Annotated in this window: 22 protein-coding genes; 11 read left to right on the top strand and 11 right to left on the bottom strand. The window is 64.2% G+C overall.

The window, feature by feature from the left end; translation table 11 throughout:
• Window positions 1–3 precede the first annotated feature (3 nt).
• The 6 genes from AC0L3C_RS15195 (at window position 4) to AC0L3C_RS15220 (ending at window position 4,721) form a co-directional block, all read left to right on the top strand.
• Entirely contained in the window at window positions 4–471 is a 468-nt protein-coding gene (locus tag AC0L3C_RS15195; protein WP_473408363.1) for a SoxY-related AACIE arm protein, read from the top strand.
• A complete protein-coding gene (soxZ, locus tag AC0L3C_RS15200) occupies window positions 471–788 on the top strand; it encodes a thiosulfate oxidation carrier complex protein SoxZ (protein ID WP_473263441.1) in 318 nt (105 codons plus the stop codon). Before AC0L3C_RS15195 ends, soxZ begins: the two co-directional genes overlap by 1 nt.
• On the top strand, window positions 785–1,564 hold the full coding sequence (gene soxA, locus AC0L3C_RS15205; RefSeq protein WP_473408364.1) for a sulfur oxidation c-type cytochrome SoxA: 780 nt from the start codon (window positions 785–787) through the stop codon (window positions 1,562–1,564). The genes soxZ and soxA overlap by 4 nt, the downstream gene beginning before the upstream one ends.
• Before the next feature lie 78 nt (window positions 1,565–1,642).
• A complete protein-coding gene (locus AC0L3C_RS15210; RefSeq protein ID WP_026233315.1) occupies window positions 1,643–2,965 on the top strand; it encodes an ABC transporter substrate-binding protein in 1,323 nt (440 codons plus the stop codon).
• Window positions 2,962–3,900 (top strand): carbohydrate ABC transporter permease, encoded by a 939-nt coding sequence (locus tag AC0L3C_RS15215; RefSeq protein WP_473408365.1) that lies wholly within the window; start codon window positions 2,962–2,964, stop codon window positions 3,898–3,900. Before AC0L3C_RS15210 ends, AC0L3C_RS15215 begins: the two co-directional genes overlap by 4 nt.
• Window positions 3,897–4,721 (top strand): carbohydrate ABC transporter permease, encoded by an 825-nt coding sequence (locus AC0L3C_RS15220; RefSeq protein ID WP_473281322.1) that lies wholly within the window; start codon window positions 3,897–3,899, stop codon window positions 4,719–4,721. The genes AC0L3C_RS15215 and AC0L3C_RS15220 overlap by 4 nt, the downstream gene beginning before the upstream one ends.
• On the opposite strand, the gene AC0L3C_RS15225 is transcribed toward AC0L3C_RS15220, so the two are convergent.
• The 3 genes from AC0L3C_RS15225 to AC0L3C_RS15235 all read right to left on the bottom strand — a co-directional run bounded on the left by AC0L3C_RS15225 (window position 4,722) and on the right by AC0L3C_RS15235 (window position 7,667).
• The gene (locus AC0L3C_RS15225) at window positions 4,722–6,377 is read right to left on the bottom strand and encodes a regulator (protein WP_473408366.1); all 1,656 of its coding nucleotides are present in this window, start codon (window positions 6,375–6,377) and stop codon (window positions 4,722–4,724) included. It abuts the gene before it with no gap.
• A gap of 10 nt (window positions 6,378–6,387) precedes the next feature.
• Window positions 6,388–7,089, bottom strand: coding sequence for a cysteine hydrolase family protein (locus AC0L3C_RS15230; RefSeq protein WP_473408367.1), 702 nt, complete (start codon window positions 7,087–7,089; stop codon window positions 6,388–6,390).
• A gap of 383 nt (window positions 7,090–7,472) precedes the next feature.
• Window positions 7,473–7,667 (bottom strand): hypothetical protein, encoded by a 195-nt coding sequence (locus tag AC0L3C_RS15235; RefSeq protein ID WP_473263433.1) that lies wholly within the window; start codon window positions 7,665–7,667, stop codon window positions 7,473–7,475.
• 177 nt (window positions 7,668–7,844) lie between these two features.
• Between AC0L3C_RS15235 and AC0L3C_RS15240 the strand changes: the two genes are divergently transcribed.
• The gene (locus AC0L3C_RS15240; RefSeq protein ID WP_473408369.1) at window positions 7,845–11,321 is read left to right on the top strand and encodes an indolepyruvate ferredoxin oxidoreductase family protein; all 3,477 of its coding nucleotides are present in this window, start codon (window positions 7,845–7,847) and stop codon (window positions 11,319–11,321) included.
• Between the two features lie 141 nt (window positions 11,322–11,462).
• Here the strand turns inward: AC0L3C_RS15240 and AC0L3C_RS15245 are convergent, their stop codons facing one another.
• From AC0L3C_RS15245 to AC0L3C_RS15260, 4 genes are all read right to left on the bottom strand, one after another.
• Entirely contained in the window at window positions 11,463–13,190 is a 1,728-nt protein-coding gene (locus AC0L3C_RS15245; protein WP_473408370.1) for an FAD-dependent oxidoreductase, read from the bottom strand.
• Window positions 13,191–13,249: 59 nt separating this feature from the next.
• Window positions 13,250–14,269 carry a S1C family serine protease gene (locus tag AC0L3C_RS15250; protein WP_473263429.1) on the bottom strand — a complete coding sequence of 340 codons (1,020 nt, stop codon included), beginning with the start codon at window positions 14,267–14,269 and terminating at the stop codon, window positions 13,250–13,252.
• Between the two features lie 92 nt (window positions 14,270–14,361).
• A complete protein-coding gene (locus tag AC0L3C_RS15255; RefSeq protein ID WP_473281330.1) occupies window positions 14,362–14,811 on the bottom strand; it encodes a gluconate 2-dehydrogenase subunit 3 family protein in 450 nt (149 codons plus the stop codon).
• A gap of 7 nt (window positions 14,812–14,818) precedes the next feature.
• Window positions 14,819–16,417, bottom strand: coding sequence for a GMC family oxidoreductase (locus AC0L3C_RS15260; RefSeq protein WP_473408371.1), 1,599 nt, complete (start codon window positions 16,415–16,417; stop codon window positions 14,819–14,821).
• A 196-nt stretch (window positions 16,418–16,613) separates the two neighbouring features.
• Here AC0L3C_RS15260 and AC0L3C_RS15265 point away from each other — a divergent pair, with 196 nt between their 5' ends.
• A complete protein-coding gene (locus AC0L3C_RS15265) occupies window positions 16,614–17,402 on the top strand; it encodes a thermonuclease family protein (protein WP_473263426.1) in 789 nt (262 codons plus the stop codon).
• Window positions 17,403–17,617: 215 nt separating this feature from the next.
• On the opposite strand, the gene cyoD is transcribed toward AC0L3C_RS15265, so the two are convergent.
• The 4 genes from cyoD to AC0L3C_RS15285 are packed head-to-tail and all read right to left on the bottom strand — an operon-like array spanning window position 17,618 to window position 21,468.
• Window positions 17,618–18,007, bottom strand: coding sequence for a cytochrome o ubiquinol oxidase subunit IV (cyoD, locus tag AC0L3C_RS15270; RefSeq protein ID WP_473263425.1), 390 nt, complete (start codon window positions 18,005–18,007; stop codon window positions 17,618–17,620).
• On the bottom strand, window positions 18,004–18,645 hold the full coding sequence (locus tag AC0L3C_RS15275; RefSeq protein ID WP_473263423.1) for a cytochrome (ubi)quinol oxidase subunit III: 642 nt from the start codon (window positions 18,643–18,645) through the stop codon (window positions 18,004–18,006). Before AC0L3C_RS15275 ends, cyoD begins: the two co-directional genes overlap by 4 nt.
• A complete protein-coding gene (cyoB, locus tag AC0L3C_RS15280; RefSeq protein ID WP_473281345.1) occupies window positions 18,645–20,645 on the bottom strand; it encodes a cytochrome o ubiquinol oxidase subunit I in 2,001 nt (666 codons plus the stop codon). Before cyoB ends, AC0L3C_RS15275 begins: the two co-directional genes overlap by 1 nt.
• Window positions 20,635–21,468: a cytochrome ubiquinol oxidase subunit II family protein gene (locus tag AC0L3C_RS15285; protein WP_473281332.1), complete on the bottom strand. Its 834-nt coding sequence runs from the start codon at window positions 21,466–21,468 to the stop codon at window positions 20,635–20,637. Before AC0L3C_RS15285 ends, cyoB begins: the two co-directional genes overlap by 11 nt.
• A gap of 234 nt (window positions 21,469–21,702) precedes the next feature.
• On the opposite strand from AC0L3C_RS15285, the gene AC0L3C_RS15290 reads away from it, so the two are divergent.
• From AC0L3C_RS15290 to AC0L3C_RS15300, 3 genes are read left to right on the top strand one after another with little or no spacing between them, the layout of a single operon-like run.
• Window positions 21,703–22,515, top strand: coding sequence for an SDR family NAD(P)-dependent oxidoreductase (locus AC0L3C_RS15290; RefSeq protein WP_473263421.1), 813 nt, complete (start codon window positions 21,703–21,705; stop codon window positions 22,513–22,515).
• 14 nt (window positions 22,516–22,529) lie between these two features.
• Window positions 22,530–23,084, top strand: a complete 555-nt coding sequence (locus AC0L3C_RS15295) for a carboxymuconolactone decarboxylase family protein (protein WP_473408372.1) — start codon at window positions 22,530–22,532, stop codon at window positions 23,082–23,084.
• Between the two features lies 1 nt (window position 23,085).
• Window positions 23,086–23,886 carry an SDR family NAD(P)-dependent oxidoreductase gene (locus AC0L3C_RS15300; RefSeq protein WP_473281339.1) on the top strand — a complete coding sequence of 267 codons (801 nt, stop codon included), beginning with the start codon at window positions 23,086–23,088 and terminating at the stop codon, window positions 23,884–23,886.
• Window positions 23,887–23,958: the final 72 nt, after the last annotated feature.

A 23,958-nucleotide genomic window follows, 5' to 3' on the forward strand; every position in this document is an offset into this window, starting at 1 on the left:
TTCATGCCGACCACGCGACGACAATTCCTAAATCTCGCCGGAAGCGTGACCTTCGCCGGGACGATCCCGATCGTCACGCCGCGGCCGCTCGAGGCGACACCGGCGATGCTCAGCGCCGCGATCCGCAACGTCGTCGGCGAAGCACCTGTCCGCAGCGGCAAGGTGAAGCTCGACATTCCGCCGCTGGTCGAGAACGGCAACACGGTGCCGATGACCGTGAGCGTCGCGAGCCCGATGACGGCGGACGACTACGTCAAGAGCATCCACGTCTTCAACGAGAAGAACCCGCAGCCGAACATCGGCAACTTCCATCTCGGCCCCTCCTGCGGCCGCGCCCAGGTCTCGACCCGGATCCGGCTCGCCGACACCCAGAAGGTGGTGGCGATCGCGCGTCTTTCCGACGACACGTTCTGGCAGGTCACGACCGAAATCGTCGTGACGCTGGCCGCCTGCACAGAGGAGATGAATTGATGGCCGCGCTCATCAATGTCCCGGCGAAAGCCAGACGCGGCGAAATCATCGAGATCCGCACGTTGACCTCGCACATCATGGAGACCGGCTTCCGCCATACCGCGGACGGCGCGCTGGTGCCGCGCGACATCATCACCAGCTTCACGTGCCGCTACAACGGTGCCGAGATTTTTCGCGCCGATCTCTTTCCGGCGATCGCGGCCAATCCCTATCTGTCGTTCTTCACGGTCGCAAAGGAGAGCGGCAAGTTCGAGTTCGAATGGATTGGCGACAACGGCTATTCGTCCAGCGCATCGGCGTCGATCACGGTCGAATGAGTTTCTGGCGCGCGATAGCGGCCGCGGCGCTCCTCGCCACCGCCCCTGCCCTGCTCGCCGGCGAGATTCCGCCGGACGCGCGCCGCTCCGGTTATTCGTTCATGCGGCCCGACACGCGCGCGATGCAGGATGACGACACCTCGAATCCCGGCATGCTGTTCGTGCTCGACGGCGAGGCGTTGTGGACGAAGAAGACCGGCAGCGCCGACAAGGCCTGCGCTGACTGCCATGGCGATGCACGCGACAGCATGAAAGGCGTGGCGGCGCGCTATCCGGCCTTCGACAAGGCGCTGGCGCGCCCGGTCACGCTCGACCAGCGCATCAATCTGTGCCGCAGCAATCATCAGCAGGCAACCCCGCTGCCCTACGAGAGCCGCGATTTGCTGGCCCTGTCCGCCTTCGTCGCGCACCAATCGCGCGGCGTCGCGATTACGGCCGGCGACGATCCGCAACTGAAGCCATTCGTCGAGCAGGGCCGCGACCTCTTCATGCAGCGCGAGGGCCAGCTCAACCTTGCGTGCACCAATTGCCACGACGATAATTTCGATAAGCGACTTGCCGGCGCGCCGATCACGCAGGGACAACCGACCGGCTATCCGCTTTATCGCCTGGAATGGCAGACGCTGGGATCGCTGGAGCGCCGGCTACGCAGTTGCATGACGGGTGTCCGCGCCCAGGCGTATAATTTCGGCGCCCCCGAGCTGGTCGCGCTCGAACTCTATCTGATGTCGCGGGCGCATGGCTTGCCGATGGAGACGCCGGCCGCGCGGCCCTGAATTCCGCAGATTAGGACTAGGCAGACGCAGAACGGCCGCTAGTATCCGCCCAAATTGAGTCACAGGGAGGGACCTAAAGTGGTCAACCACAAAATCTCGCGTCGTACGCTCTTGACTGGCACGGCCGCAGCTGGCGCGCTCAGTCTCACGGGATTGCCGGCGCGCGCCGAGGTGAACTGGAAGAAATACGCAGGGACCAAGCTCGAGGTGATCCTCGCCAAGGGCCCCCGCGGCGACAATCTGCAAAAATACGTCAAGGAGTTCACCGAGCTCACCGGCATCCAGGTCGAAGCGGAGCAGATTCCCGAGCAGCAGCAGCGGCAGAAAGTCGTGATCGAGTTCACTTCGGGCCGTCCGAGCTTCGACGTCGTCCATCTCAGCTATCACGTGCAGAAGCGGCAGTTCGAGAAGGCCGGCTGGCTCGCCGACTTGACGCCCTTCATGAAGGACCCGGCGCTGACCGCGCCCGATCTCGTCGAGAGCGATTTTTCTGCCGCGGGCCTGCAATACGCCAGGAACGACAAGGGCCAGATGCTGTCGCTGCCGTGGTCGGTCGATTATTTCATCCTCTATTACAACAAGGAGCTGTTCGAGAAGAAGGGCGTCGCCGTTCCCAAGACCCTCGACGAGATGGCTGCGGCGGCCGAGAAGCTCACCGACACCAAGGAAGGCATCTACGGCTTTGTCGGGCGCGGCTTGCGCAATGCCAACATGGCGATGTGGAGCAACTTCTTCCTCAATTATGGCGGGGAATTCCTCGACGCCAAGGGCAACATCCTGACCGACGGTCCGGAAGCCATTGCCGCGACCAAGCTGTATCAGACGCTCCTGACCAAATCGGCACCGCCCGGCGTCGCCGGCTTCAACTGGATGGAGTCGATGGCCTCGTTCACGCAAGGCCGATCCGCGATGTGGATCGACGGCGTCGGCTGGGCACCACCGCTGGAAGATCCGGCCGCCTCGCGCGTCGTCGGCAAAGTCGGCTACACCGTCGTGCCCGCCGGCCCCAAGGGCCAATATTCCTCGACCTATGGCGACGGCATCGGCGTTGCCGCTGCGAGCAAGAACAAGGAAGCCGCCTATCTGCTCTGCCAATGGGTGGTCTCGAAAACCCAGGGTGCGCGGCTGCTGCAGGCCGGCGGCGGCGTGCCGTTCCGCAACTCCATCCTTGGCGATCCCGAGGTCCAGAAGGGTGTCAAGACCAAGGAGTGGCTGCAATCGGTGATCGATTCCGGCAAGATCAGCAAGCTGGGCCTGCCCGTCGTGATCCCGGTCGCCGAATTCCGCGACATCGTCGGCGCCGCGGTCACTGCGACCTTGTCCGGCGCCGATCCTGCCGCCGAGCTGAAGAAGGCCAACGATCAGTACCGGCCGATCCTGGAGCGTAGCGAGAAGGCGTGAGTGCGTTGACACAATCGACTCCGGGCGCGGCACAGTCTGATGCCGCGCCGGAGAAGGAGTTGCGGCCGCCGTCCTACTGGCCGTTCGTGGTGCCGGCGCTGGTCGTCGTGATCGCGATCATCATCTTTCCGTGGGTCTTCACGATCTGGATGAGCCTGAACGAGTGGAAGGTCGGCTCGTCGACCACCTTCGTGGGATTGTCCAATTATCTGCGGCTGACGAGCGATCCCCGTTTCATTGAGGCCGTCGGGCATACACTGGTCTACACCATACTGTCAGTGCTGCTGCCGCTCGTGCTCGGCACCTTTGCGGCCGTGGTGTTTCACCAGAAATTCCCCGGCCGCGGCTTTCTGCGCGGCGTCTTCATCATGCCGATGATGGCGACGCCGGTGGCGATCGCGCTGGTCTGGACCATGATGTTCCACCCGCAGCTCGGCGTGCTGAACTATCTGCTGTCACTGGTCGGAATCCCTGCGCAGCTCTGGGTATTTCATCCCGCGACCGTCATTCCCTCGCTGGTGCTGGTCGAGACCTGGCAATGGACGCCGCTGGTCATGCTGATCGTGCTCGGCGGCCTCGCTGCGATCCCGACCGAGCCTTACGAAAGTGCACAGATCGACGGCGCCAGCCTCTGGCAGGTGTTCCGCTTCATCACCCTGCCGCTGATCATGCCGTTCCTGTTCATCGCCGGCATGATCCGCATGATCGACGCCGTGAAGAGCTTCGACATCATTTTCGCGATCACGCAGGGCGGTCCGGGATCGGCGTCGGAGACGATCAATATCTACCTCTACAGCGTCGCCTTCTCCTATTACGACCTCGGCTACGGCTCGGCGATCGCTGTCGTGTTCTTCCTGCTGATCGTTCTGCTTGCGGCGGTGATGCTCTATGCGCGCCAGCGCATGCTGTGGACCGAGATCGCGAGCGGCACATGACACCCCGTCAGATCATCGGCAAGATCGGCCTGTGGCTTTCGGTGTTCGTCATCGTGTCGCCAGCAATCCTGTTCTTCCTCTGGATGCTGTCGCTGTCGCTCAAATTCGAGATCGACAACGCCGCGTACCCGCCGGTGTTCTTTCCCGAGCATGTCGCCTGGAAGAACTATGCCGACGTGCTCGCCTCCAACCGCTTCCTGACCTATTTCATCAACAGCCTGATCGTGACCGGCAGCGCGACGTTGCTTGCGCTGCTCGTCGGCGTTCCCGCCGGCTACGGCATCGCACGCATGGCCGCGCATAAATCCGCGATCGTGATCCTGATCGCCCGTATCACGCCGGGCCTGTCCTATCTGATCCCGCTGTTTCTCATGTTCCAATGGCTGGGACTGCTGGGCACGCTGGTGCCGCAGATCATCATCCACCTCGTGGTCACGGTGCCGATCGTGATCTGGATCATGATCGGCTATTTCGAGACGACGCCGATGGAGCTGGAAGAAGCAGCCCTCATCGACGGCGCCACGCGCTGGCAGGTCTTCCGCCATGTCGCGCTGCCGATCGCGAAGCCCGGCATCGCGGTCGCCTTCATCCTGGCCGTGATCTTCTCCTGGAATAATTTTGTCTTCGGCATCGTGCTGGCCGGACGCGAGACACGGACCCTGCCGGTCGCTGTCTACAACATGATCTCGTTCGACCAGCTGAGCTGGGGACCGCTCGCGGCCGCCGCGCTGATTGTCACCCTCCCGGTGCTGCTGCTCACGGTGTTCGCCCAGCGACAGATCGTCGCCGGGCTGACGGCGGGGGCGGTCAAGGGCGGGTAGCTACTCCGCCGGTGCGGCGTGCATGTCCGCATGCGGCATGTAGGGCTCGCTCGCGCCGAGCCGGCTGGCCGCGAACAGACCGGCGGCCATCACGGCATAGGCGAACGCGACCGCTGGCGTGACGCCAAAGCCGCCGCCGATGCCGACGGCTTCGCCGTGCATGAAACCAAAGTAGGTCAGGACTGCACCAACCAGCGCGAATGCCGAGGCTTTCTCGAAGTCGCGCTCGATGATGAAGACGCCGATCGCACCCAGGATCAGGCCGCCGAGGATGGAGCCGCCGCCCATCACTTCGAGTCCGTGATAGAACACGCCCTGCTGCGGCAACGCGGCAATCGCCGCAGCCTTGACCGCGTCGGCCTTGTCGGCGGCCATTCCGCCGACGGTCGCAGCCGCATTCATGGTCGAGCCCAGCATGGTGTCGATCTGCAGCTTGGCCCAGGCGGCCAGATGCGGCGTCAGCGCCAGCACGATCGCGGGCGCGTGCTTCACTGGCGTGGTCTGGAACGCCTGCGCGCCGATCAGCATGCCGATATAGAGCAGGATCGGTGAGATCGCGACGACCGGGACCAGCGCCAGCAGCACCGAGATGATGCCGAACCAGGCCAGCACGACCACCATGATGCCGGTCGCGGCCGAATAGCCGATCCGGCCACCCATCGCCTTCCAGCCGGGATGGCCGATATAGACGGCGTTGATGAAGGGATTGCCCATCAGGCAGCCGATCAGGCTGACGATTCCGTCGGCGGTGAGCACGCGCGTGGTCGGATATTCGTCGCCGGCGGCTTCCGCGCTCTCCACATTGTCCATGGCCTCGACGAGATCATAGATGCCGAACGGAATGGCGGTGACCAGGATGATTCCGAGGAATTCGAAACCGGAGAAGACGTGGCCTACCGCCGGAATCGGCACCGAGAAGCCGAAATTGGCGAAGGCATCACCGACGCCCTTGACGCTCAGTCCACCGAGACCGAGGCCGAACAGGTTCGAGCCCCAGGCAATGGCCATGCCCACCGCGATCGCGACGAGACCGGCGGGAATGCCGCGCCAATATTTCACGCCGCCGAACCAGCTCACCAGGATGATGGCAAAGCAGACCAGGCCGATCTGCGGCGTCATGTACATTTCGAGCGCCGGCCGCATGGAGATGAAGGTGACGGAAACGCCGGCGAGCGTGCCGAGCAGCGCCGCGCGCGGCGTGATCTTTCGAATGAAAGGCGCGATGAAGCCGCCGATCATCAGGATGAAGCTCTGGAAAAACACCCAGACCAGGCCCGCCGACCAGCCCTTGAGCGGATCGCCGGTCTTGATCGTGATCGGCAGCATGATCACGAAGGTGACGATGAACATGTGCGGCACGCTGACGCCCGACGGCAACGCGCAGACGTCGTTGCGGCCGGTCTTCTGCGCCAGACGATAGGCGAGGTACGCGTAGTAGAACGTGGAGAGACACATCATCAACCCGAGTGCGGGCAGGATGCGGCCGAACACGAGTGAGTCGGGCATCTTTAACACGAAGCGTAACAGGCCCGTGAGTACCAGCATGTTGACGAGGATGTTGGTGCCGAAGCCGAAAAACGCGTTCCAGTCGCCCGGTGTCCATAGTGCCGGCTTGAACTCGGAGGTGCCAGCCGTCCCTGTCGTGCCTGTGCTCATGGTGATGCCCCTACGCTGATGTGGAAATCTTCATCGCCTCCAGTACCGCGGCTGAGCTTGCGACCCAGCCGAAGATGCCGCCCTGGGCCTTGATCATCTTCAGGCCCATCTCATGAAACTCGGGAAAGTAGGACGCGCAGCCGTCCGAGATGACGACGCAGCGATAGCCGCGGTCGTTGGCCTCGCGCACGGTGGTGTTGACGCACACTTCGGTGGTGACGCCGCACACCAGCAGATTTTCGATGCCATATTTCTCCAGCACGTCGCTGAGTTCGGTGGCGTAGAACGCGCCCTTGCCGGGCTTGTCGATCACGATCTCGCTGTCGAGCGGATAAAGCTCCGGGATGATGTCGTGGCCCGCCTCGCCGCGGATGAGAATGCGTCCCATCGGACCGGGATCGCCGATGCGCAAGGATGGCGCGCCGCGCTCGACTTTCGCCGGCGGCGCGTCGGAGAGATCGGGCAGATGGCCCTCCCGCGTGTGGATCACCAGCATGCCGGTATCCCGCGCGGCCTTCAGTACCGCACCGATCGGCTTCACCGCGCGCGCGAGCTGGCTGACGTCGTTGCCGAGCGTCTCGCCGAAGCCGCCGGGCTCCATGAAGTCGCGCTGCATGTCGATGATGAGAAGCGCGGTGGCAGGCCAGTCGAGCTTGACCGGCTCCGGTTCGGCGCTGATGACACCCAATGTCGGCTTGGTTGAGTTCAACATGACTCAAGGCCCCCGCGAGAACTCTCTGCGGGAGTTCTGCAAGCGCCATGCCATTGTGTACAATTGCGATTGAGCCAACGGCTTAGGAAAATTTACTGCGCTGTCAGAATGTTATTAGAAAAGCCGAGGTCTGCTTATTCGCTGTGCGGCGGCTTTGCGACGTGCATTTGCCCAAAGGATGAGCGCTCTCTGTCGTCATTCCGGGGCGACGCGTAAGCGTCGAACCCGGAATCCATCGGGCGGCTAAACACGTGGTGAAATGGATTCCGGGCTCGCGCTACGCGCGCCCCGGAACAACGAAGGTGGCGTTAGCGACCCGCTCCACGGCCACCGATGTGCCTCCTCGCAAGAGGCATAGGAGTCGTCGCCAGGTTGATCGACCTTCAGGTCTTGAGGATGACGGGATCGGCCAGCGGCATGAGTTCGCGAAGACGTCTGTCGAGGGCTATCGGCGCACCAACGTTATCGGCCGTGCCGCGCGATACTTCTGCCTGGAGCATCTGGTGCGGGTGGCGCCACGGCTCGATTAGAGCCTCAGCCGTCTCTGTGATCTCGGTATCGAACGCGCTTGCAGCCATGGTGTTCTCAGCAAGCAAGCCATGACCAGCAGGAGCGCCACGGATGCGGCCAGCGATATTGACATCGTCTGCGCATGCCCTTGACTGTCACAATTCGCGTCGCGCAGCCGCTCCTCCCTCCCGCAGCGCAAACCCCAAGTCGAATAAGAGCCGAAACAAGAGACGAGGACTTCTGAAATGACGCTGATGCAGGTCGAGCTGGACGACAAATACCGGCTCGAATCGAAGCGGATCTTCCTGTCTGGCACGCAGGCGCTGGTCCGCCTGCCCATGCTGCAGCGCGAACGCGACCGACTGCAGGGCCTCAACACCGGCGGCTTCATCTCGGGCTATCGCGGTTCCCCGCTCGGCATGTACGACCACGCACTGTGGCGCGCGAAGTCGCACCTCCAGCAGCACGATATTGCCTTCGTCCCCGGTCTGAACGAGGACCTTGCGGCGACCGCGGTCTGGGGCAGCCAGCAGGTCGGCCTGTTTCCCGGTGCCAAGGTCGATGGCGTGTTCGGCATCTGGTACGGCAAGGGGCCGGGCGTCGACCGCTCGGTCGACGCCCTCAAGCATGCGAATGCCGCCGGCACCTCGCTCAATGGCGGCGTGCTCGCGCTTGCCGGCGACGACCACGGCTGCCAGTCCTCGACACTGGCGCACCAGAGCGAACAGGTGTTCGCGGCGGCGCTGATCCCCGTCATCAACCCGGCGACGCTGCAGGATTATCTCGATCTCGGCCTCTACGGTTTTGCGCTGTCGCGCTTCTCCGGCTGCTGGGTCGGCTTCAAGGCGATCAGCGAAACCGTGGAGAGTTCGGCCTCGATCTATAGCGACCCCGAACGCATCCAGATCAAGCTCCCCGAAGATTTCGAGATGCCGCCCGGCGGCCTCAACATCCGCTGGCCCGACCCGCCGCTGGACGCGGAAAGGCGCCTGTTCGGCCCGAAGATGGCCGCTGTCCAGGCGTTTGCCCGTGCCAACCAGCTCGACCGCATCGTACTCGACGCCAGGCCGGCACGGCTCGGCATCGTCGCGACGGGCAAGGCTTATCTCGATCTGCGGCAGGCGCTGGCCGATCTGGGCATCACCGAAAAGGATGCGCAGGATTTGGGTTTGCGCATCTACAAGGTCGCGCTGACCTGGCCGCTGGAGGAAAGCGGGGCCAAGCGCTTCGCCGAAGGACTTCAGGACGTGCTGGTCGTCGAGGAGAAGCGCGGCTTCATCGAAGACCAGCTGATGCGCATCCTCTACAATATCGATGCGTCGAGGCGCCCGACCGTGACGGGAAAACGCGACGAGCGCGGCGCGCCGCTATTGCCGAGCGAGGGCGAGTTGACGCCAACCATCGTTGCATCCGCGCTGGTAGCGCGGCTGCGCAAGCTCGGCCACCACAGCCCGGTGCTGGAGCAGCGCCTCGCCCGGCTCGAGGCGTTCGACAATCCCGTGACGACCAGCACGCCGATCAAGCTCGCGCGCACGCCGTTCTTCTGCTCGGGTTGCCCGCATAACACCTCGACGCGCGTGCCCGAGGGAAGCCGCGCCATGGCCGGTATCGGCTGTCACGGCATGGCTTTGAGCATGCCGACTCGCCGCACCGATTTGATCTCGCATATGGGCGCCGAGGGCGTGAACTGGATCGGGCAAGCGCCCTTCACCACCGAGCAGCACATCTTCCAGAACCTCGGCGACGGAACCTACACCCATTCCGGACTGCTTGCCCTTCGCGCGGCATCGGCCGCCGGCATCAGCATCACCTACAAGATCCTCTACAACGACGCTGTCGCGATGACCGGCGGCCAGCCGGCCGAGGGCGCCTTCAACGTCGCCCAGATCGCGCATCAGGTCTGGGCCGAGGGCGTCAAGCGCCTCGCGATCGTGTCGGACGATCCAGGCAAGTATCCAGACGGCAATTACTTCCCACAAGGCGCGACCGTCCATCACCGCCGCGAGCTCGAGGCCGTGCAGCGCGAGCTGCGCGACATCAAGGGTCTTACGGTCGTAATCTATGACCAGACCTGCGCGGCGGAAAAGCGCCGCCGCCGCAAGCGCGGGCTCTATCCGGATCCCGCCAAGCGCGCTTTCATCAACGAACTCGTCTGCGAAGGCTGCGGCGATTGCTCGCAAGCCTCAAACTGCGTTTCGGTGCAGCCGCTGGAGACCGAGTTCGGCCGCAAGCGCCAGATCGACCAGTCGAACTGCAACAAGGACTTCTCCTGCGTCGAGGGTTTTTGCCCGAGTTTCGTCACCGTGCATGGCGGCACGCTCAAGCGGATCAAGACCTCGGCGGTGGATTCAGGCCAGTTGTTTGCCGACCTGCCGCTGCCACCCGCGCGTGAGCTGGACGCCCCCTACAACATCCTCGTCACCGGCATCGGCGGCACCGGCGTCATCACCATCGGCGCGCTGCTCGGCATGGCCGCCCATGTCGACGGCCGCGGCTGCTCGGCGCTCGACTTCACTGGCCTGTCGCAGAAGAACGGCGCGGTGATGAGCCATGTCCGCATCGCCGCGAAGCCGGAAGACATCTCCGCGGTCCGCATCACCACGGGCGGCGCCGACGTCATCCTCGGCTGCGACATGATCGTCTCGGCCGGTCCCTCCGCGCTCAGCCGCGCCGAGCGCGGAACAACGAAAGCGTATATCAACGCCGACCTGCAGCCGACCGCGAGCTTCGTGCAAAACCCCGACCTCGATTTCGAGATGGGCGCGATGCAGACCGTGCTGCGCGACGCCGTCGGCGACAAGAACCTCGACGTCATCGATGCCACCGGCATTGCCTCGGCGCTGATGGGCGATTCGATTGCGACAAATCCCTTCATGCTCGGCTTCGCCTTCCAGAAGGGCGCGATCCCGCTGTCGCTGGAAGCGCTGCTCCGCGCCATCGAGATCAACGGCGCCGCGATCGAGATGAACAAGCTCGCCTTCACCTGGGGACGCCTCGCCGCCCACGACATGTCGCGAGTGCGTAGCGTGCTGCAGTTCAGGAGCCGGGCCTCCGCGCCGACGAAGTCGCTCGACGACATCATCGCGACCCGCGCGGAGTTTCTGACCGGCTATCAGGACAAGGCCTACGCCGACCGCTACCTCGCCGCCATCGCCAAGGTGCGCAAGGCGGAAACGGCCGCCTCGCCCGCGTCCACGGAATTGGCCGAGGCTATGGCGAAGAACCTGTTCAAGCTGATGTCCTACAAGGACGAGTACGAGGTCGCACGGCTCTATACCGACGGCAGCTTTGCCAAGAAGGTCTCGGAGAAATTCGACGGCGACTTCAAGCTGAAGTTCTATCTGGCCCCGCCGATCTTCGCGCAGCGCGACAAGACCACCGGACATCTCCAGAAGAAGGAATTCGGCGGCTGGATGATCCATGCCTTCCGCGTACTGGCCAAACTGAAATTCCTGCGCGGCGGCGCGTTCGATCCGTTCGGCCGCACCGAGGAGCGCCGGACCGAGCGGAAGCTGGTCGCGGATTATCTCGACATGATCGATCAGCGGATCGTTGGCCTGAAAGCGGAGCAGATCCCGCTGCTGACGAGGCTCGCGCGGCTGCCGGAGACGATCCGCGGCTTCGGGCATATCAAGGAAGCCAACATCAAGCTGGCGGCGGCCGAGAAGGCGCGGCTGGAAGCGGAACTGGAGAACAGCCGCTTTGCGGCGGCTGCGGAGTAAGACCAAGCCGGCGCCACACACTCAGTGTCATCGCCCGGCTTGACCGGGCGATCCAGTACTCCGAGAAGGTTGTGATCAAGTCGAGAAGCCGCGGCGTACTGGATGCCCCGCCTTCGCGGGGCATGACAGCGGTGGAGATGGCTAGACCGGCGTTGTAGCGGCGATCGGCGTCGCTGCCACACTTCCCTCCGCCAGGTGTCGCCCTGCGATATATCCAAATGTCAGCGCGGGCCCCAGTGCAATCCCCGGCCCGGGACAATTGCCGTTCATGATCGAGCCCATGTCGTTCCCGCAGGCGTAGAGGCCCGCAACCGGCGCGCCGTCCTCGCGCAGCACGCGCGCCTGGGCATCCACCTTCATGCCGATCGCCGTGCCGAGATCGGCGGGATAGATCCGCATCGCATAGAACGGCGCGCAAAGGATGGGCGCGACGCACGGGTTCGGCTTGTGGCTGATATCACCGATGTGTCGCTGATAGATGGTGCTGCCGCGACCGAATTCCGGATCGCGGCCCTCTTTCGCATCGGAATTGTAGTTTGCGATCGTCGCCGCGAGTGTCGACGGCTTGATGCCGATCTTCGTTGCGAGCTGCGCGATATCAGTCGCCTCGACCAACTCGCCGCTCGCCGCATAGCGCCTGATACTGCGCGTGAACGGCTTGATGCGGCCGAGGCCGTAGCTCCACAGGAAGGGACGGTCGCAGATCAGATAAAACGGCCGCTCCGGCTCACCATTGCCATCGCGCAGCATGGCGAGCACGAACTCGTGGTACGACAGTGCCTCGTTGACGAAGCGCCGACCTGCCGCATTGACCGCGATCACGCCGGGCTTGGCGCGGTCGGTCACCATGTGCGGGAAAACGCCTCGGCCTCCGTCAGTGCGCCGGAACAGTGAGGCCGGCACCCAATAGGCCGGGCTCGTCGCATCCGTGTTGAGCGCTGCGCCGGTTGCAGTCGCAAGGCGGAGCCCGTCGCCCGTAACGGACGTGTGGGCCGCCGAGACGGATCCGGCCGCGGGTGGGAACAAGCGTTTGCGCAAGGTCGCGTCGTGCGAAAAGCCGCCGGTCGCCAGCACCACACCGCGTCGCGCGGCGATCAGCCGATCGCGCGCGCCGTGACGGATAACCACACCGCCGACGCGCTCGCCCTGCATCGACAAATCCTCGACGTCGGCTCTGAAGAGGATCTCAACCTGCCGCGCCAGCAGCGACGCATACAGCCGCGCGGCGAGCGCATTGCCGAGATGCAGCGTCGTGCCGCGCGGGCTCCGCAGCCGCTGCCACCCATACTCCGAAACCAGCCGCATCGCGCGAAGAGTCGAGCGCAGCGATTTTCCGGCCCGGCGCAGATGCGGGATGTCGAGGCGGTTGACCGTCATCCCGCCGAACAAAGTGAGCTCCGGCAGCGGAGCGCGCAGCCGCGCGAAATGCGCGCCCAGTCGCGTGCCGTCAAAGACGACCGGCTCGAGCACGCGCCCGCCCGCGGTCGCGCCCAGTCGCTCCGGATAATAGTCCGGACAGGCTTTCACCGGCTGGAGGCGCACTTGCGTGTTGGCCTCGAGATAGGCGACCGCCTCCGGTCCACGCGCGAGGAAGGCGGCGCGGAGGCCCGCATTGGCGGGCTCGGGCACCGTGTTCGATAGGTATTGCACGGCGTCCGTGACGCTATCGGAGAGCCCCGCCTCTTTCATTTTGGCATTGGCGGGGATCCAGACCATGCCGTCGGACCATGCGGTGGTGCCGCCGACGAAAGCGGTCTTCTCGATCACCAGCACACGCAGGCCTTCGGCGGCGGCGACCGCCGCGGCGGTCATGCCACCGGCGCCCGCGCCGACGACGATGACATCGTAGGTCTCATGCGCCGGCATCATGCGGCGGGGTTCCCGAAGCGAGGCATGACACCGTCATACCTCGCTTCGGCGCCCACACGCTAGCGGGCCGGCTTGCGCTCGACCGGGTCGATATCGATCGCCCGCAGGCGGCCGAGCCGCAGCACGTCCATGGCCAGCCGACGGCCGATCCGATCGCGGTCGAGCACGCGGATCAGATCGTCGACGCCGTTGATCTCGACCCCGTCGAGGCCGATCACGACGTCGCCGGACAACAGGCCCGCCTTCGCCGCCGGCCCGTCCGGCTCGATCTGCGCCAGCAGCGCGCCCATCTTGTTCTCGACGCCGGCTAGCACCGCGTGCCGCCGCGGGATCGGCGCGGTCTGGCCGGCGACGCCGATATAGGCGCGACGGACATAGCCGTGGCGGATAATCTCCGACAGCACGAATTGCGCGGTGTTGCTGGCGACCGCGAAGCAGATGCCTTGCGCGCCATTGATGATCGCGGTGTTGATGCCGATCACCTCGGCGTTCGAGGACACCAGCGGCCCGCCCGAATTGCCGGGGTTGAGCGCAGCATCGGTCTGGATCACGTCCTCGATGGTGCGGCCACTGACCGAGCGAATCGAGCGCCCGAGCGCCGAGACCACGCCGGCGGTAACGGTCGATTCAAAGCCGAGCGGATTGCCGATCGCGATCACGAGCTGGCCGCGCCGCAAGGTCTTGGAGTTGCCGAGCGCCGCATAGGGCAAGTCCCGCACGCCATTGGCGCGAAGCAGCGCAAGGTCAGTGTCGGGATCGACGCCGAGCACCCGGGCGTCGCCGACATGGCCCTCGACGTCGCGCAGCCGGATTTCCTTCGACGAGCCGACCACGTGGCTATTGGTGAGAACGAGCCCGTCCGGCGAGATCACGATGCCCGAGCCGAGCCCGCCGCGCTCGCGGCCGTTCGGCACCTTTGGTCCGGTCTCGACGCGCACGACGGCAGGACCGACGCGGTCGGTCACGTCGATCACGGCATTGGAATAGGCGTCCAGCAGGGCCCGGTCATCGACCGGAGCGGCAGTTTCCGTTCGCGATGACGCGGTGTCATCGACGATATCTGAGGTGAAATCCAGCATGATAGGAGTCCTTGAGGCTCACACAAATGGTGGCCTGCTCCGTTAGGCGCAAGGGACCCCGCCCGAGGCGCAAGGCTGGACTGCCCAGGTGGCTAGGGCGCCCGTCGCAGCGTGCCCGCCCTTGCCTTGACCGGGTCCAGCAGCGACCAGTCGCCATCCGGCAGCACATGCCCCTCGGGAAAAGGTGCGCGCGGCTCGAGCCCGAGAGAGCGTAGCACCCGGTCGTCGCGGTAATAGCATTGCAGCACCACGCGGACGAGCGTGGCCGCAGCCGCACCGCCGGAACTGCGAAACTCCTGCGCCACCGCATGCCGCCGGGCAGCATCGAGCTCGGCGAACGGTTGGCCCGCGAGCCGCGCCAGATGGTCCAGCGCCGCCACCACCAATTTGGCGTCACGCCCCAGCGTCGCCAGCATGTCGGCCTGGATCGCGGAGTCGTCGGCGCCGGGCACCTTGTACTCGTCGCTGGCGGGCACGATCATCGCGGCGATAGCGCGGAGGTCGTCGCGCTGGCTGTGTGTCAGTTGATTGTCTGCGGACATGTCGGCCTCAATCGAACAAATTGGCGAGGCGCTGCTTCATCTGGTCGGCGATGTAGAGCGCGAGGGCCTGGATGGTGGACGTCGGGTTGACCCCGCCCGAGGTGACGAAGATGCTGCCGTCAACGATGAAGAGGTTCTTCACGTCGTGTGAGCGGCCCCATTCGTTGACGACGGAGCGTTCGGGGTCGGTGCCCATGCGTGCCGTGCCGAGCAGGTGCCAGCCGCCCCACGGGATCGGCGAGTTGACGCAGATGTCGCTCGCTCCCGCGGTTTCGAGAATCTCCCGGCCGCGCGCCAGCGCATGCTCCATCATCTTCCGGCTGTTCTCGCTGATCGTATAGTCGATCTTCGGCGCGGGAATGCCGTGGCTGTCCTTCAACACCGGATCGAGCGTAACCTGGTTATGCTCCTCCGGCAGGTCCTCGCAGATCGCGGAAAAGCCGAGCCGGTGGCCGTTGAGCTTGCGGAAGATGCGGTGATGATCGGCGCCCCACGGCAATATCCCCTTCTGCTCGCTGACGACAGCCTCGAACACCGGCCCGGCGCCGCGCACGAACTGGACGCCGTAGCCGCGCACGAAGCCGCGCGAGAGGTCCGTGTCATACCATTCCTTGCTCCACAGGCAGGTCGGCGGCGCGCGGTTGCTGTCGGTCGGCTCCTTCACATAGCCGTAGATCTGCGCATAGGGATGGAACATCAGGTTCTTGCCGACGAGGCCCGACGAATTGGCAAGACCGTTCGGGAAACGGCTCGACGCCGAGTTCAAGAGCAGCCGCGGCGTGCCGACGCCGTTGCAGGCGATGATGACGACATGCGCCGGCTGAAACTGCTCGACGCCGTCCTTGTCATAGTAGACCACGCCCGAGGCCATGCCGCTCTCGTCGGTCGTGATCTCGCGCACCCGGCAATGGGTGCGCAGCTCGACGCCGGCGCGGACCGCTTGCGGCCAATAGGTGATGTCGGTCGAGGATTTTGCGCCCTGCGCGCAGGCCGGCGTGCAATGGCCGAGATTGATGCAGCGCGCGCGGCCCTCGTAATCCATAGTCGCGACCGTCGTATCCGACGGCCACCAATGCCAGCCGAGCTTGTTCATGGCCTTGCCGATGATGGCGCCGGACAATCCGAGCGGCTGTTGCGGCATCGGCGGATGCGTCAGCGGTGAGAGCGGGTCGCCCGAGAGGCCGGACGTGCCCATCATCCGGTCGTTCTCTTCGAAGAACGGGGTCAGCGCGTCGTAGTCGATCGGCCAGTCGTCGGCGACGCCGTCGAGCGTCCTCACCTTGAAATCGGAGGGATGCAGCCGCGGCCAGTGCGCGGTGTACATCACCGTCGAGCCACCGACCGCATTGTAGTTGACGACCTTGATCGGCGAGTTGTCGTCGTTGATCGGATAGTCCTCGGGCCGGCCGCGGACGTTGGGGCTGGACGACCACTCGCCGTAGAACTTGGCCTCCCAGTCCCGGCCCGTGCTGGGATATTCCGCCGGGTTCATCCAGCCGCCCTGCTCCATGCAGAGAATATGCATCTTGGTCTCGGCCAGCGACCACGCCACCGCCGCGCCTGAAGCGCCGGCGCCGATGATCAGGACGTCCACGGGGTCTTTCATCGCAAATTTTTCCTCCCTTCGCCGCTTCCCGGGCGATTCGGCCTCCGCTCCGCAAGGCCGGCGAACGATAGGATAAGAGCTACGGCCGAGTAAAGCCACGAGACCGGAATGTCGCACTTCGCGGGGCGCAGACCATTGGTATCGCCACATCCGGATGCTAGGAACGGGGCGTACGAGCCATCGATAGCGAGACCTTATGTCCTTCCGACAATCCTTTGCCAACGCCCGCGCTTTTGCGCTCGTTTTCTTTTTCGCCCTGTTCGGATTTCTGGGCACGACCGGCCCCGCCTCCGCGCTGACAGCCGCCGCGACGGTCCGCGACGGCAACGCCATCCAGCTTGGCGACGTCACCTACCGCCTCGACGGCGTCGACGCCCCCGAGCTGGACCAGGTCTGCATCGACGACCACGCCGATCCCTCGACCTGCGGCATCGAGGCCCGCGACCAGCTCGCCAAGCTGATCGGCAAGCGATCGGTGCGTTGCGACGATGTCGGACCGGAAAAGAGTTTCGGCAAGCGTCACCGCGCGATCTGCACGGCCGAGGGCGACAAGACCAGCTTGAACGAGCAGCTGGTCAAGCTCGGCTATGCCATTGCCCGCGAGCCGGTCAAGGCGAACGTCAAGTCGGCCGCGGCGGACGCCAAATCAGCCTCGGCCGGAATCTGGAAGGGCTGCTTTGTTGCGCCGCAAGAATTCCGCACCGGCAAGAAGGACGGCGCGCTCCTGGGCGCCGCCTGCCGCGCCGACCGCGACAAGGAGATTCGGGCGGTGTTGTTTCCCGATGATCTGACGATGCCGCCGAGCTGTGGCATCAAGGGCAAGCTTGCGGTGCGCGCGCGCGTGACCGGCAATATCGGCATCTACCATTTACGCGGCTGCCCGAGCTACCCCGCGACCACCAAGCCGGACCGCTGGTTCTGCTCGGAGGACGACGCCCAGGCTGCGGGCTTCCGCAAGGCCTACAATTGCCGGCGGCCGAAATAACGACGCCCATCACGCACCCGTGAGCGGCAGCCGGAGACAGTATTCATCCGGAATTGAACTCTATCGGGAGTTGCTGCATTTGTAAGCGTACGCAAGCGCTTTGCGCGAGCGTTTCCTTGGCGGCAATCCGGCTCCGGCCCGATTGCTTTGCTCGGGCGTTTCCTCCCTAGACTTGGGCCGCTTGTCACAAAGCGGCTCTTCTTTTTTGCGCGCCCCTAGTGACGCATCGGCATGATCTGATCCATGGCCGGCATGTTCGCATTCAGATGCGCCATGATCCAGACAGTACCACCGACCACCAGGAACACGACGAGCAGCCCGAAGGCCAGCGCCAGCACGTTGTTGGTGTTGTCGGGGCCGGTGGTGATGTGCAGGAAGAACACGAGGTGCACGCCCATCTGCGCGATCGCCAGCACGATCAGTGCGACGGGAATGGAAGGCTGCCAGACCAGATCCGTGCCGGCAATGAAGAACGACGTCGCCGTCAGCAGCAGCGCGAGAACAAGACCGACCACGTAGCCGAGGACGCGCGTGCCGACACTGTGTTGCTCCTCATCGCCCGGCGCGAGGTCATGGTCGGCCGGCATATGCGTCTGATCGCTCATACGCCACTCCCAAGCAAATAGACGACGGAGAAAACTCCGACCCAGACAATGTCGAGCGCGTGCCAGAACAGCGCAAAGCACATCATCCGGCGCAGCACGTCGGCACGAAAGCCCTTCGCAAAAACCTGGGCCATCATGGTGAGCAGCCACAATATGCCGGCCGAGACGTGGAGGCCGTGGCAGCCGACGAGGGAGAAGAATGCAGTCAGGAACGCGCTGCGCGATGGGCCATAGCCTCGCGCGACGAGATCGGCAAACTCGCGAAACTCAATGACCAGAAAGATGAGGCCGAGCAAACAGGTCACGGCCATCCCGAGATAGAACCAGAACCGGTTGCGCACATCGGCGGCGATGCTGGCCATGCCGCAGGTGAAGCTCGACAGCAGCAGGCAGACCGTCTCGATCGCGACGTTTCGCGGCTCGAAGATCTCCGAACCCTTCGGGCCGCCGGCGGTCTGGTCGGCCAGCACCGCATAGGCCGCGAAGAAGCAGGAGAACATCACGATGTCGGAGAGCAGGAAGATCCAGAAGCCATAGGCGGTCACGATGCGCTTCGGCGCCGGGCCCGGATGCTCGACAACGAGGCCGATGTGATGGGGATCGGCGTGCGCATGGCCGGCGGTTGCGGTCATTGACATCAGACTGTCCCCGCCATGCTGACAAGATTGCGCCGCTCCTCGAGATTGACGCGGTCTATCGCCGCGACCTTCTCGGCCGGAATGACGTATTCGTCATGGTCGCGCCAGGCGAACACGACGAAGGTCGCGAACGCTCCGATGCCGCCCAAAATCACCATCCACCAGATGTGCCAGATCAGCGCAAAGCCCATGACCGTGGCGAAGAACGCGCAGACGAAGCCGGTCGGCGAATTCCTGGGCATCTCGATGTCATGATACTCGGGCGCATCATGATCGAGCGATTGCTGCTGGCCACGTGTCTTAATGTCCCAGTAGGCATCCTCGCCGCGCACATCGGGATTGAAAGCGAAGTTGAAAACGGGCGGCGGCGACGACGTCGCCCATTCCAGCGAACGGCCGTCCCAGGGATCGCCAGTGCGGTCGCGCAGGGCTTCGCGGTTGCGGATGCTGACCACGATCTGCACGATCTGGCAGATTACGCCAATCGTCAGCACGGCCATGCCGACAGCTGCAATCAGCATCCAGGGCCGCCACGCCGCGACGTCGTAGTGCTGCATGCGGCGCGTCATGCCCAGCATGCCGGCGACGTAGAGCGGGATGAAGGTGACGTAGAAGCCGAGGAAAGTGAACCAGAACGCGAGCTTGCCCCAGCGGTCGTCGAGGCGAAAGCCGAACGCCTTGGGGAACCAGTACTCGAACCCGGCGAAGGCGCCGAACAGCACGCCGCCGATGATGACGTTGTGGAAATGCGCGACCAGGAACATGCTGTTGTGCAGGACAAAATCGGCCGGCGGCACCGCGACCAGCACGCCCGTCAATCCGCCGATGATGAAGGTGACCATGAAGCCTATCGACCATAGCATCGGCGTCTCGAAGCGGATGCGGCCGCCATACATCGTGAACAGCCAGTTGTAGATCTTCACCCCGGTCGGTATCGCGATGATCATGCTGGCGATGCCGAAGATGGCGTTGACGTCGGGGCCCGCGCCCATCGTGAAGAAGTGATGCAGCCAGACCATGAAGGAGATGACGCAGATCGCCATGGTCGCCAGCACCATCGAGCGATAGCCGAACAGCGCCTTGCCGGAGAAGGTCGACACCACCTCGGAGAAGATGCCGAAGGCCGGCAGCACCAGGATGTAGACCTCGGGATGCCCCCAGGCCCAGATCAGGTTCATGAACATCATGACATTGCCGCCGGCCTCGTTGGTGAAGAAGTGGAAGCCGAGATAGCGGTCGAGCAGCAGCATCGCGAGGGTGGCCGTCAGAATCGGGAAGGCCGCGACGATCAGAAGATTCGACGCCAGCGTGGTCCAGCAGAACATCGGCATGCGCAGATAGTTCATGCCTTTGGTGCGCAGCTTCAGCACTGTCGTCACGAGATTGATGCCGGCCACCAACGTGCCGACGCCGGAGATCTGCAGCGACCACGCGTAATAATCGACGCCGACGCCCGGCGAGTAGGACAGCTCCGACAGCGGCGGAAACGCGAGCCAGCCGGTGCGGGCGAACTCGCCGATCACAAGCGAGAGATTGACCAGCAGCGCGCCGGTCGCGGTCAGCCAGAAGCCGACCGAATTGAGCGTCGGGAAAGCGACATCGCGCACGCCAAGCTGGAGCGGCACGATGAGATTCATCAGTCCGATCACGAACGGCATCGCCACGAAGAAGATCATGATGGTGCCGTGCGCGGAGAATATCTGGTTGTAGTGCTCCGGCGGCAGATAGCCTTGTGATTGGTAGGCAACCGCCTGCTGGATCCGCATCATGATGGCGTCGCTGCCGCCGCGCAGCAGCATCACCGAGGCCAGCAGGATATACATCACGCCGATGCGCTTGTGGTCGACGCTGGTGATCCATTCGTGCCAGAGATAGGACAGATGCCCTTTCACCACGACCCAGGCCAGCACGGCGAGAATCCCGACCAGCACCACCGCGCCTGCGATCAGGGGGATCGGCTGATCGAACGGAATGGCCGACCAATCGAGCTTACCGAGCATCATGGCCTCCACTTTGCGGCCGGCCTGCTTCGGATGCGAGCTCCGGGCCCGGTCCCGGCGGAATGTGCTGGGTCGCGATCAGGTCGAACAGCCGGGGATCATCGAGCCGGTAGGTCGGCCTGCCCTTTTCGATGCCCTGCTGCATCAGCTTCTTGTAGCTGTCCTCATTGAGGACGGCATCGCTCTTCGCCGTGGTCGCGACCCACTCCGGAAAGGCGAGCGGCGAGATCACGTTGACGTCGAACATCATGTCCGGAAAGCCGTCGCCGGAGAAATGCGCCGACAGGCCTTGCAGCTTGCCTTCGTTGTCGGCGCGCAGGTTCAGCTTCGTCACCATGCCGTTCATGGTGTAGATCATGCTGCCGAGCTGCGGAATGAAGAACACGTTCATCACGCTCGACGACGTCAGCTGAAAATTCAGTTCGGCACCCGCCGGCACCGTCAGCGTGTTGACGGTAGCGATGCGTTGGTCCGGATAGATGAACAGCCATTTCCAGTCGAGCGAGACGGCCTGAATGCGGACCGGACTGCCGGTGCCAGGCACGGGTGCCGCGGGATCGAGCTGATGCGAGCCGATCCAGGCGACGCCGCCGAGCAGGATCACGGTGAGCGCGGGGATCGCCCACACCACCATCTCCACCCGCCCGGAATAGACGAAGTCGGGCTGAAATTTTGCTTTCGGATTCGAGGCGCGAAACCAGAACGCAAAGGCCAAAATCGCGATGATGGTCGGGACCACGATCGCGAGCATGATGAAGACGGAATCGACCAGGATGGTGCTGTTGGCCGCAGCCACAGGCCCTTGTGGATCGAGCAGATTCATCGGCAAGCCACTGGCGGTTGGGAAGCCCCGGGACAGAGCCTAGCGCGGGAAAGGCTCCGGCGGCAAACGCAGTCGCGTGAGGTCGGTTCCTAACGGCGCGGATCGATCGTTCGCCCTTCTCGTGCGGCGGCATGCAATTCCATGCGATGTCAATGACATGAAAGCGGCAGCCCGGCCCTTCTCTCCACTCGGGGCGATTGCTAGAGTGCACGAAAATAATTGGGATGAAACGACATGCAGGGGCCCGAGGACGATCCCGGTCTCGCCGGCAAGGTGGCGCTGGTCAGCGGCGGCGGCGCTGCCGGCGACGGCATCGGCAACGGCCGCGCCGCCGCAATTCTGCTGGCTCGCGCCGGCGCCAAAGTGCTGGTGGCTGATCGCGACCTCAAGCTCGCCGAACGCACCGTGGAGATGATCGCAGCCGAAGGCGGCACGGCCGCGGCGCATGGCGGTGACGTCACCAGCGAGAACGATTGCAGGACGCTGGTCGAAGCCGCGCTCGACCGCTGGGGCCGGCTCGATTTCCTCGACAACAATGTCGGCATCGGGAGCCGCGGCAGCGTGGTCGACGAAGCGCCCGAGCAATATCGCCGCGTCATGCAGGTCAATGTCGAGAGCATGTTCCTGCTTTCCAAGCACGCGATCCCTGCCATGATCAAGACCGCGCGGGGCGGCGCGATCGTCAACATCTCCTCGATCTCGGCGCTGCGGCCGCGCGGCCTGACGACCTATTCGACCTCGAAAGCCGCGATCATCGGCCTGACCCGCGCAATGGCGGTCGATCACGGCCGCGACAACATCCGCGTCAATTGCATCTGCCCCGGGCCGATGTACACGCCGATGGTCTATGGCCGCGGCATGAGCGAACAGGCGCGCGCCCAGCGGGCCAAGGCGTCTTTGCTGAAAACGGAAGGCACCGGCTGGGACGTTGGCCATGCCGTCAAATTCCTGCTCAGCAATTTTTCGCGCTATATCACCGGACAGGTGCTGGTGGTGGACGGCGGGGTGACGCTGCAAGCGCCCGAACGTGAATCACAAGAACACTGAAAGGAACATCAGGGATGGCCCGCCTGCCCTATCTCGAGGCCGACCAGGTCGCGCCCGAATATCGCGACCTGCTCAAGCGCAACACCAATTTGCACAAGCTGTTGGTCAACTCGCCGGCGATGGCGCGCGCCTTCAACGGCATCGGCGGCTACATCCGCTTCAAGAGCAAGCTCGACCCGCGGCTGCGGGAGCTTGCAATCCTCCAGGTCGGCTGGATGGAGAAGTCGGAATACGAGTTCACTCACCACGTGAAGATCGGCAAGGAATTCGGCGTCACCGACGATGACATCGCCAGCCTGATGGCTGAGACCGACGGCAGGCCCTCGAAGCTCGAGCCGCTTGCAAGAGCGATCCTGAAAGGTGCCCGCGAGATGGTACGCGAGCTCGCGATCTCGGATGTGACCTTTGCCGAGATCAAGCAGCATCTCTCGGACGAACACATGGTCGACCTCGTGCTGACCATCGCCTTCTATTGCGGCGTGGTGCGCGTGCTCGCCACCATGAAGATCGACAACGAGCCATATTACAAAGAGGTACTCCAGCAGTACCCGATTCCGGGAGTGAACTAACATGCGCTTGAAGGACAAGGTTGCGGTCGTTGTGGGCGCCGGGCAGAGCCCCGGCGAAGGCATGGGCAATGGCCGCGCGACGGCGCTGACCTTCGCGCGCGAGGGCGCCAAGGTGCTGTGCGTCGATCATCATCTGGAATCGGCGCAGGAAACCGCCGCCATGATCGCCGCGAAGCAAGGCACCGCCGCGGCGTTCAGGGCCGACGTCACAAAGTCCGCTGACATCAAGGCGATGGTCGCGGAGGCGCAGGCGCGCTGGGGCCGGATCGACGTGCTGCACAACAATGTCGGCGTCAGCCTGTCCGGCGGCGACGCCGAGCTGCTGCAAATCACCGAGGAGGCCTTCGACCGCGTCGTCGCCATCAATCTGAAGAGCTGCATCCTGGCGGCGAAAGAGGTGATCCCGATCATGCGCGCGCAAGGAAGCGGCGCGATCATCAACATCTCCTCGATGGCGGCGATCACGACCTACCCTTACGTCGCCTATAAGGCGACGAAGTCGGCGATGATCGCTTTCACCGAGCAGCTCGCCTACCAGAACGCGGAATACGGCATCCGCGCCAACGTCATCCTGCCGGGCCTGATGAACACGCCGATGGCCGTCGACACCCGCGCCCGCGAATGGCACAAGACCCGCGCCGAAGTCGAAGCCGAACGCGACAGCAAGGTGCCGCTGCGCAGGAAGATGGGCACGGGGTGGGACGTCGCGAATGCGGCGCTGTTCCTGGCCTCGGACGAGGCGAATTTCATCACGGGTGTGACGCTGCCGGTGGATGGCGGAGCGAGTGTGCGGAGGGGATAGACATCCCAAGCACGCCGCTCTTCCTTCTCCCCTTGCGGAAGAAGGTGGCGCGAAGCGCCGGGTGAGGGGTCT

It is taken from the genome of Bradyrhizobium sp. WSM4872 (genome assembly GCF_055811715.1).

Coding starts and splice junctions, on each gene's coding strand:
- AC0L3C_RS15195 (WP_473408363.1), top strand. CDS start 4: ATGCCGACCACGCGACGACAATTCCTAAATCTCGCCGGAAGCGTGACC.
- soxZ (WP_473263441.1), top strand. CDS start 471: ATGGCCGCGCTCATCAATGTCCCGGCGAAAGCCAGACGCGGCGAAATC.
- soxA (WP_473408364.1), top strand. CDS start 785: ATGAGTTTCTGGCGCGCGATAGCGGCCGCGGCGCTCCTCGCCACCGCC.
- AC0L3C_RS15220 (WP_473281322.1), top strand. CDS start 3,897: ATGACACCCCGTCAGATCATCGGCAAGATCGGCCTGTGGCTTTCGGTG.
- AC0L3C_RS15225 (WP_473408366.1), bottom strand. CDS start 6,377: ATGAGCACAGGCACGACAGGGACGGCTGGCACCTCCGAGTTCAAGCCG.
- AC0L3C_RS15230 (WP_473408367.1), bottom strand. CDS start 7,089: ATGTTGAACTCAACCAAGCCGACATTGGGTGTCATCAGCGCCGAACCG.
- AC0L3C_RS15235 (WP_473263433.1), bottom strand. CDS start 7,667: ATGGCTGCAAGCGCGTTCGATACCGAGATCACAGAGACGGCTGAGGCT.
- AC0L3C_RS15240 (WP_473408369.1), top strand. CDS start 7,845: ATGACGCTGATGCAGGTCGAGCTGGACGACAAATACCGGCTCGAATCG.
- AC0L3C_RS15245 (WP_473408370.1), bottom strand. CDS start 13,190: ATGATGCCGGCGCATGAGACCTACGATGTCATCGTCGTCGGCGCGGGC.
- AC0L3C_RS15250 (WP_473263429.1), bottom strand. CDS start 14,269: ATGCTGGATTTCACCTCAGATATCGTCGATGACACCGCGTCATCGCGA.
- AC0L3C_RS15255 (WP_473281330.1), bottom strand. CDS start 14,811: ATGTCCGCAGACAATCAACTGACACACAGCCAGCGCGACGACCTCCGC.
- AC0L3C_RS15260 (WP_473408371.1), bottom strand. CDS start 16,417: ATGAAAGACCCCGTGGACGTCCTGATCATCGGCGCCGGCGCTTCAGGC.
- AC0L3C_RS15265 (WP_473263426.1), top strand. CDS start 16,614: ATGTCCTTCCGACAATCCTTTGCCAACGCCCGCGCTTTTGCGCTCGTT.
- cyoD (WP_473263425.1), bottom strand. CDS start 18,007: ATGAGCGATCAGACGCATATGCCGGCCGACCATGACCTCGCGCCGGGC.
- AC0L3C_RS15275 (WP_473263423.1), bottom strand. CDS start 18,645: ATGTCAATGACCGCAACCGCCGGCCATGCGCACGCCGATCCCCATCAC.
- cyoB (WP_473281345.1), bottom strand. CDS start 20,645: ATGCTCGGTAAGCTCGATTGGTCGGCCATTCCGTTCGATCAGCCGATC.
- AC0L3C_RS15285 (WP_473281332.1), bottom strand. CDS start 21,468: ATGAATCTGCTCGATCCACAAGGGCCTGTGGCTGCGGCCAACAGCACC.
- AC0L3C_RS15290 (WP_473263421.1), top strand. CDS start 21,703: ATGCAGGGGCCCGAGGACGATCCCGGTCTCGCCGGCAAGGTGGCGCTG.
- AC0L3C_RS15295 (WP_473408372.1), top strand. CDS start 22,530: ATGGCCCGCCTGCCCTATCTCGAGGCCGACCAGGTCGCGCCCGAATAT.
- AC0L3C_RS15300 (WP_473281339.1), top strand. CDS start 23,086: ATGCGCTTGAAGGACAAGGTTGCGGTCGTTGTGGGCGCCGGGCAGAGC.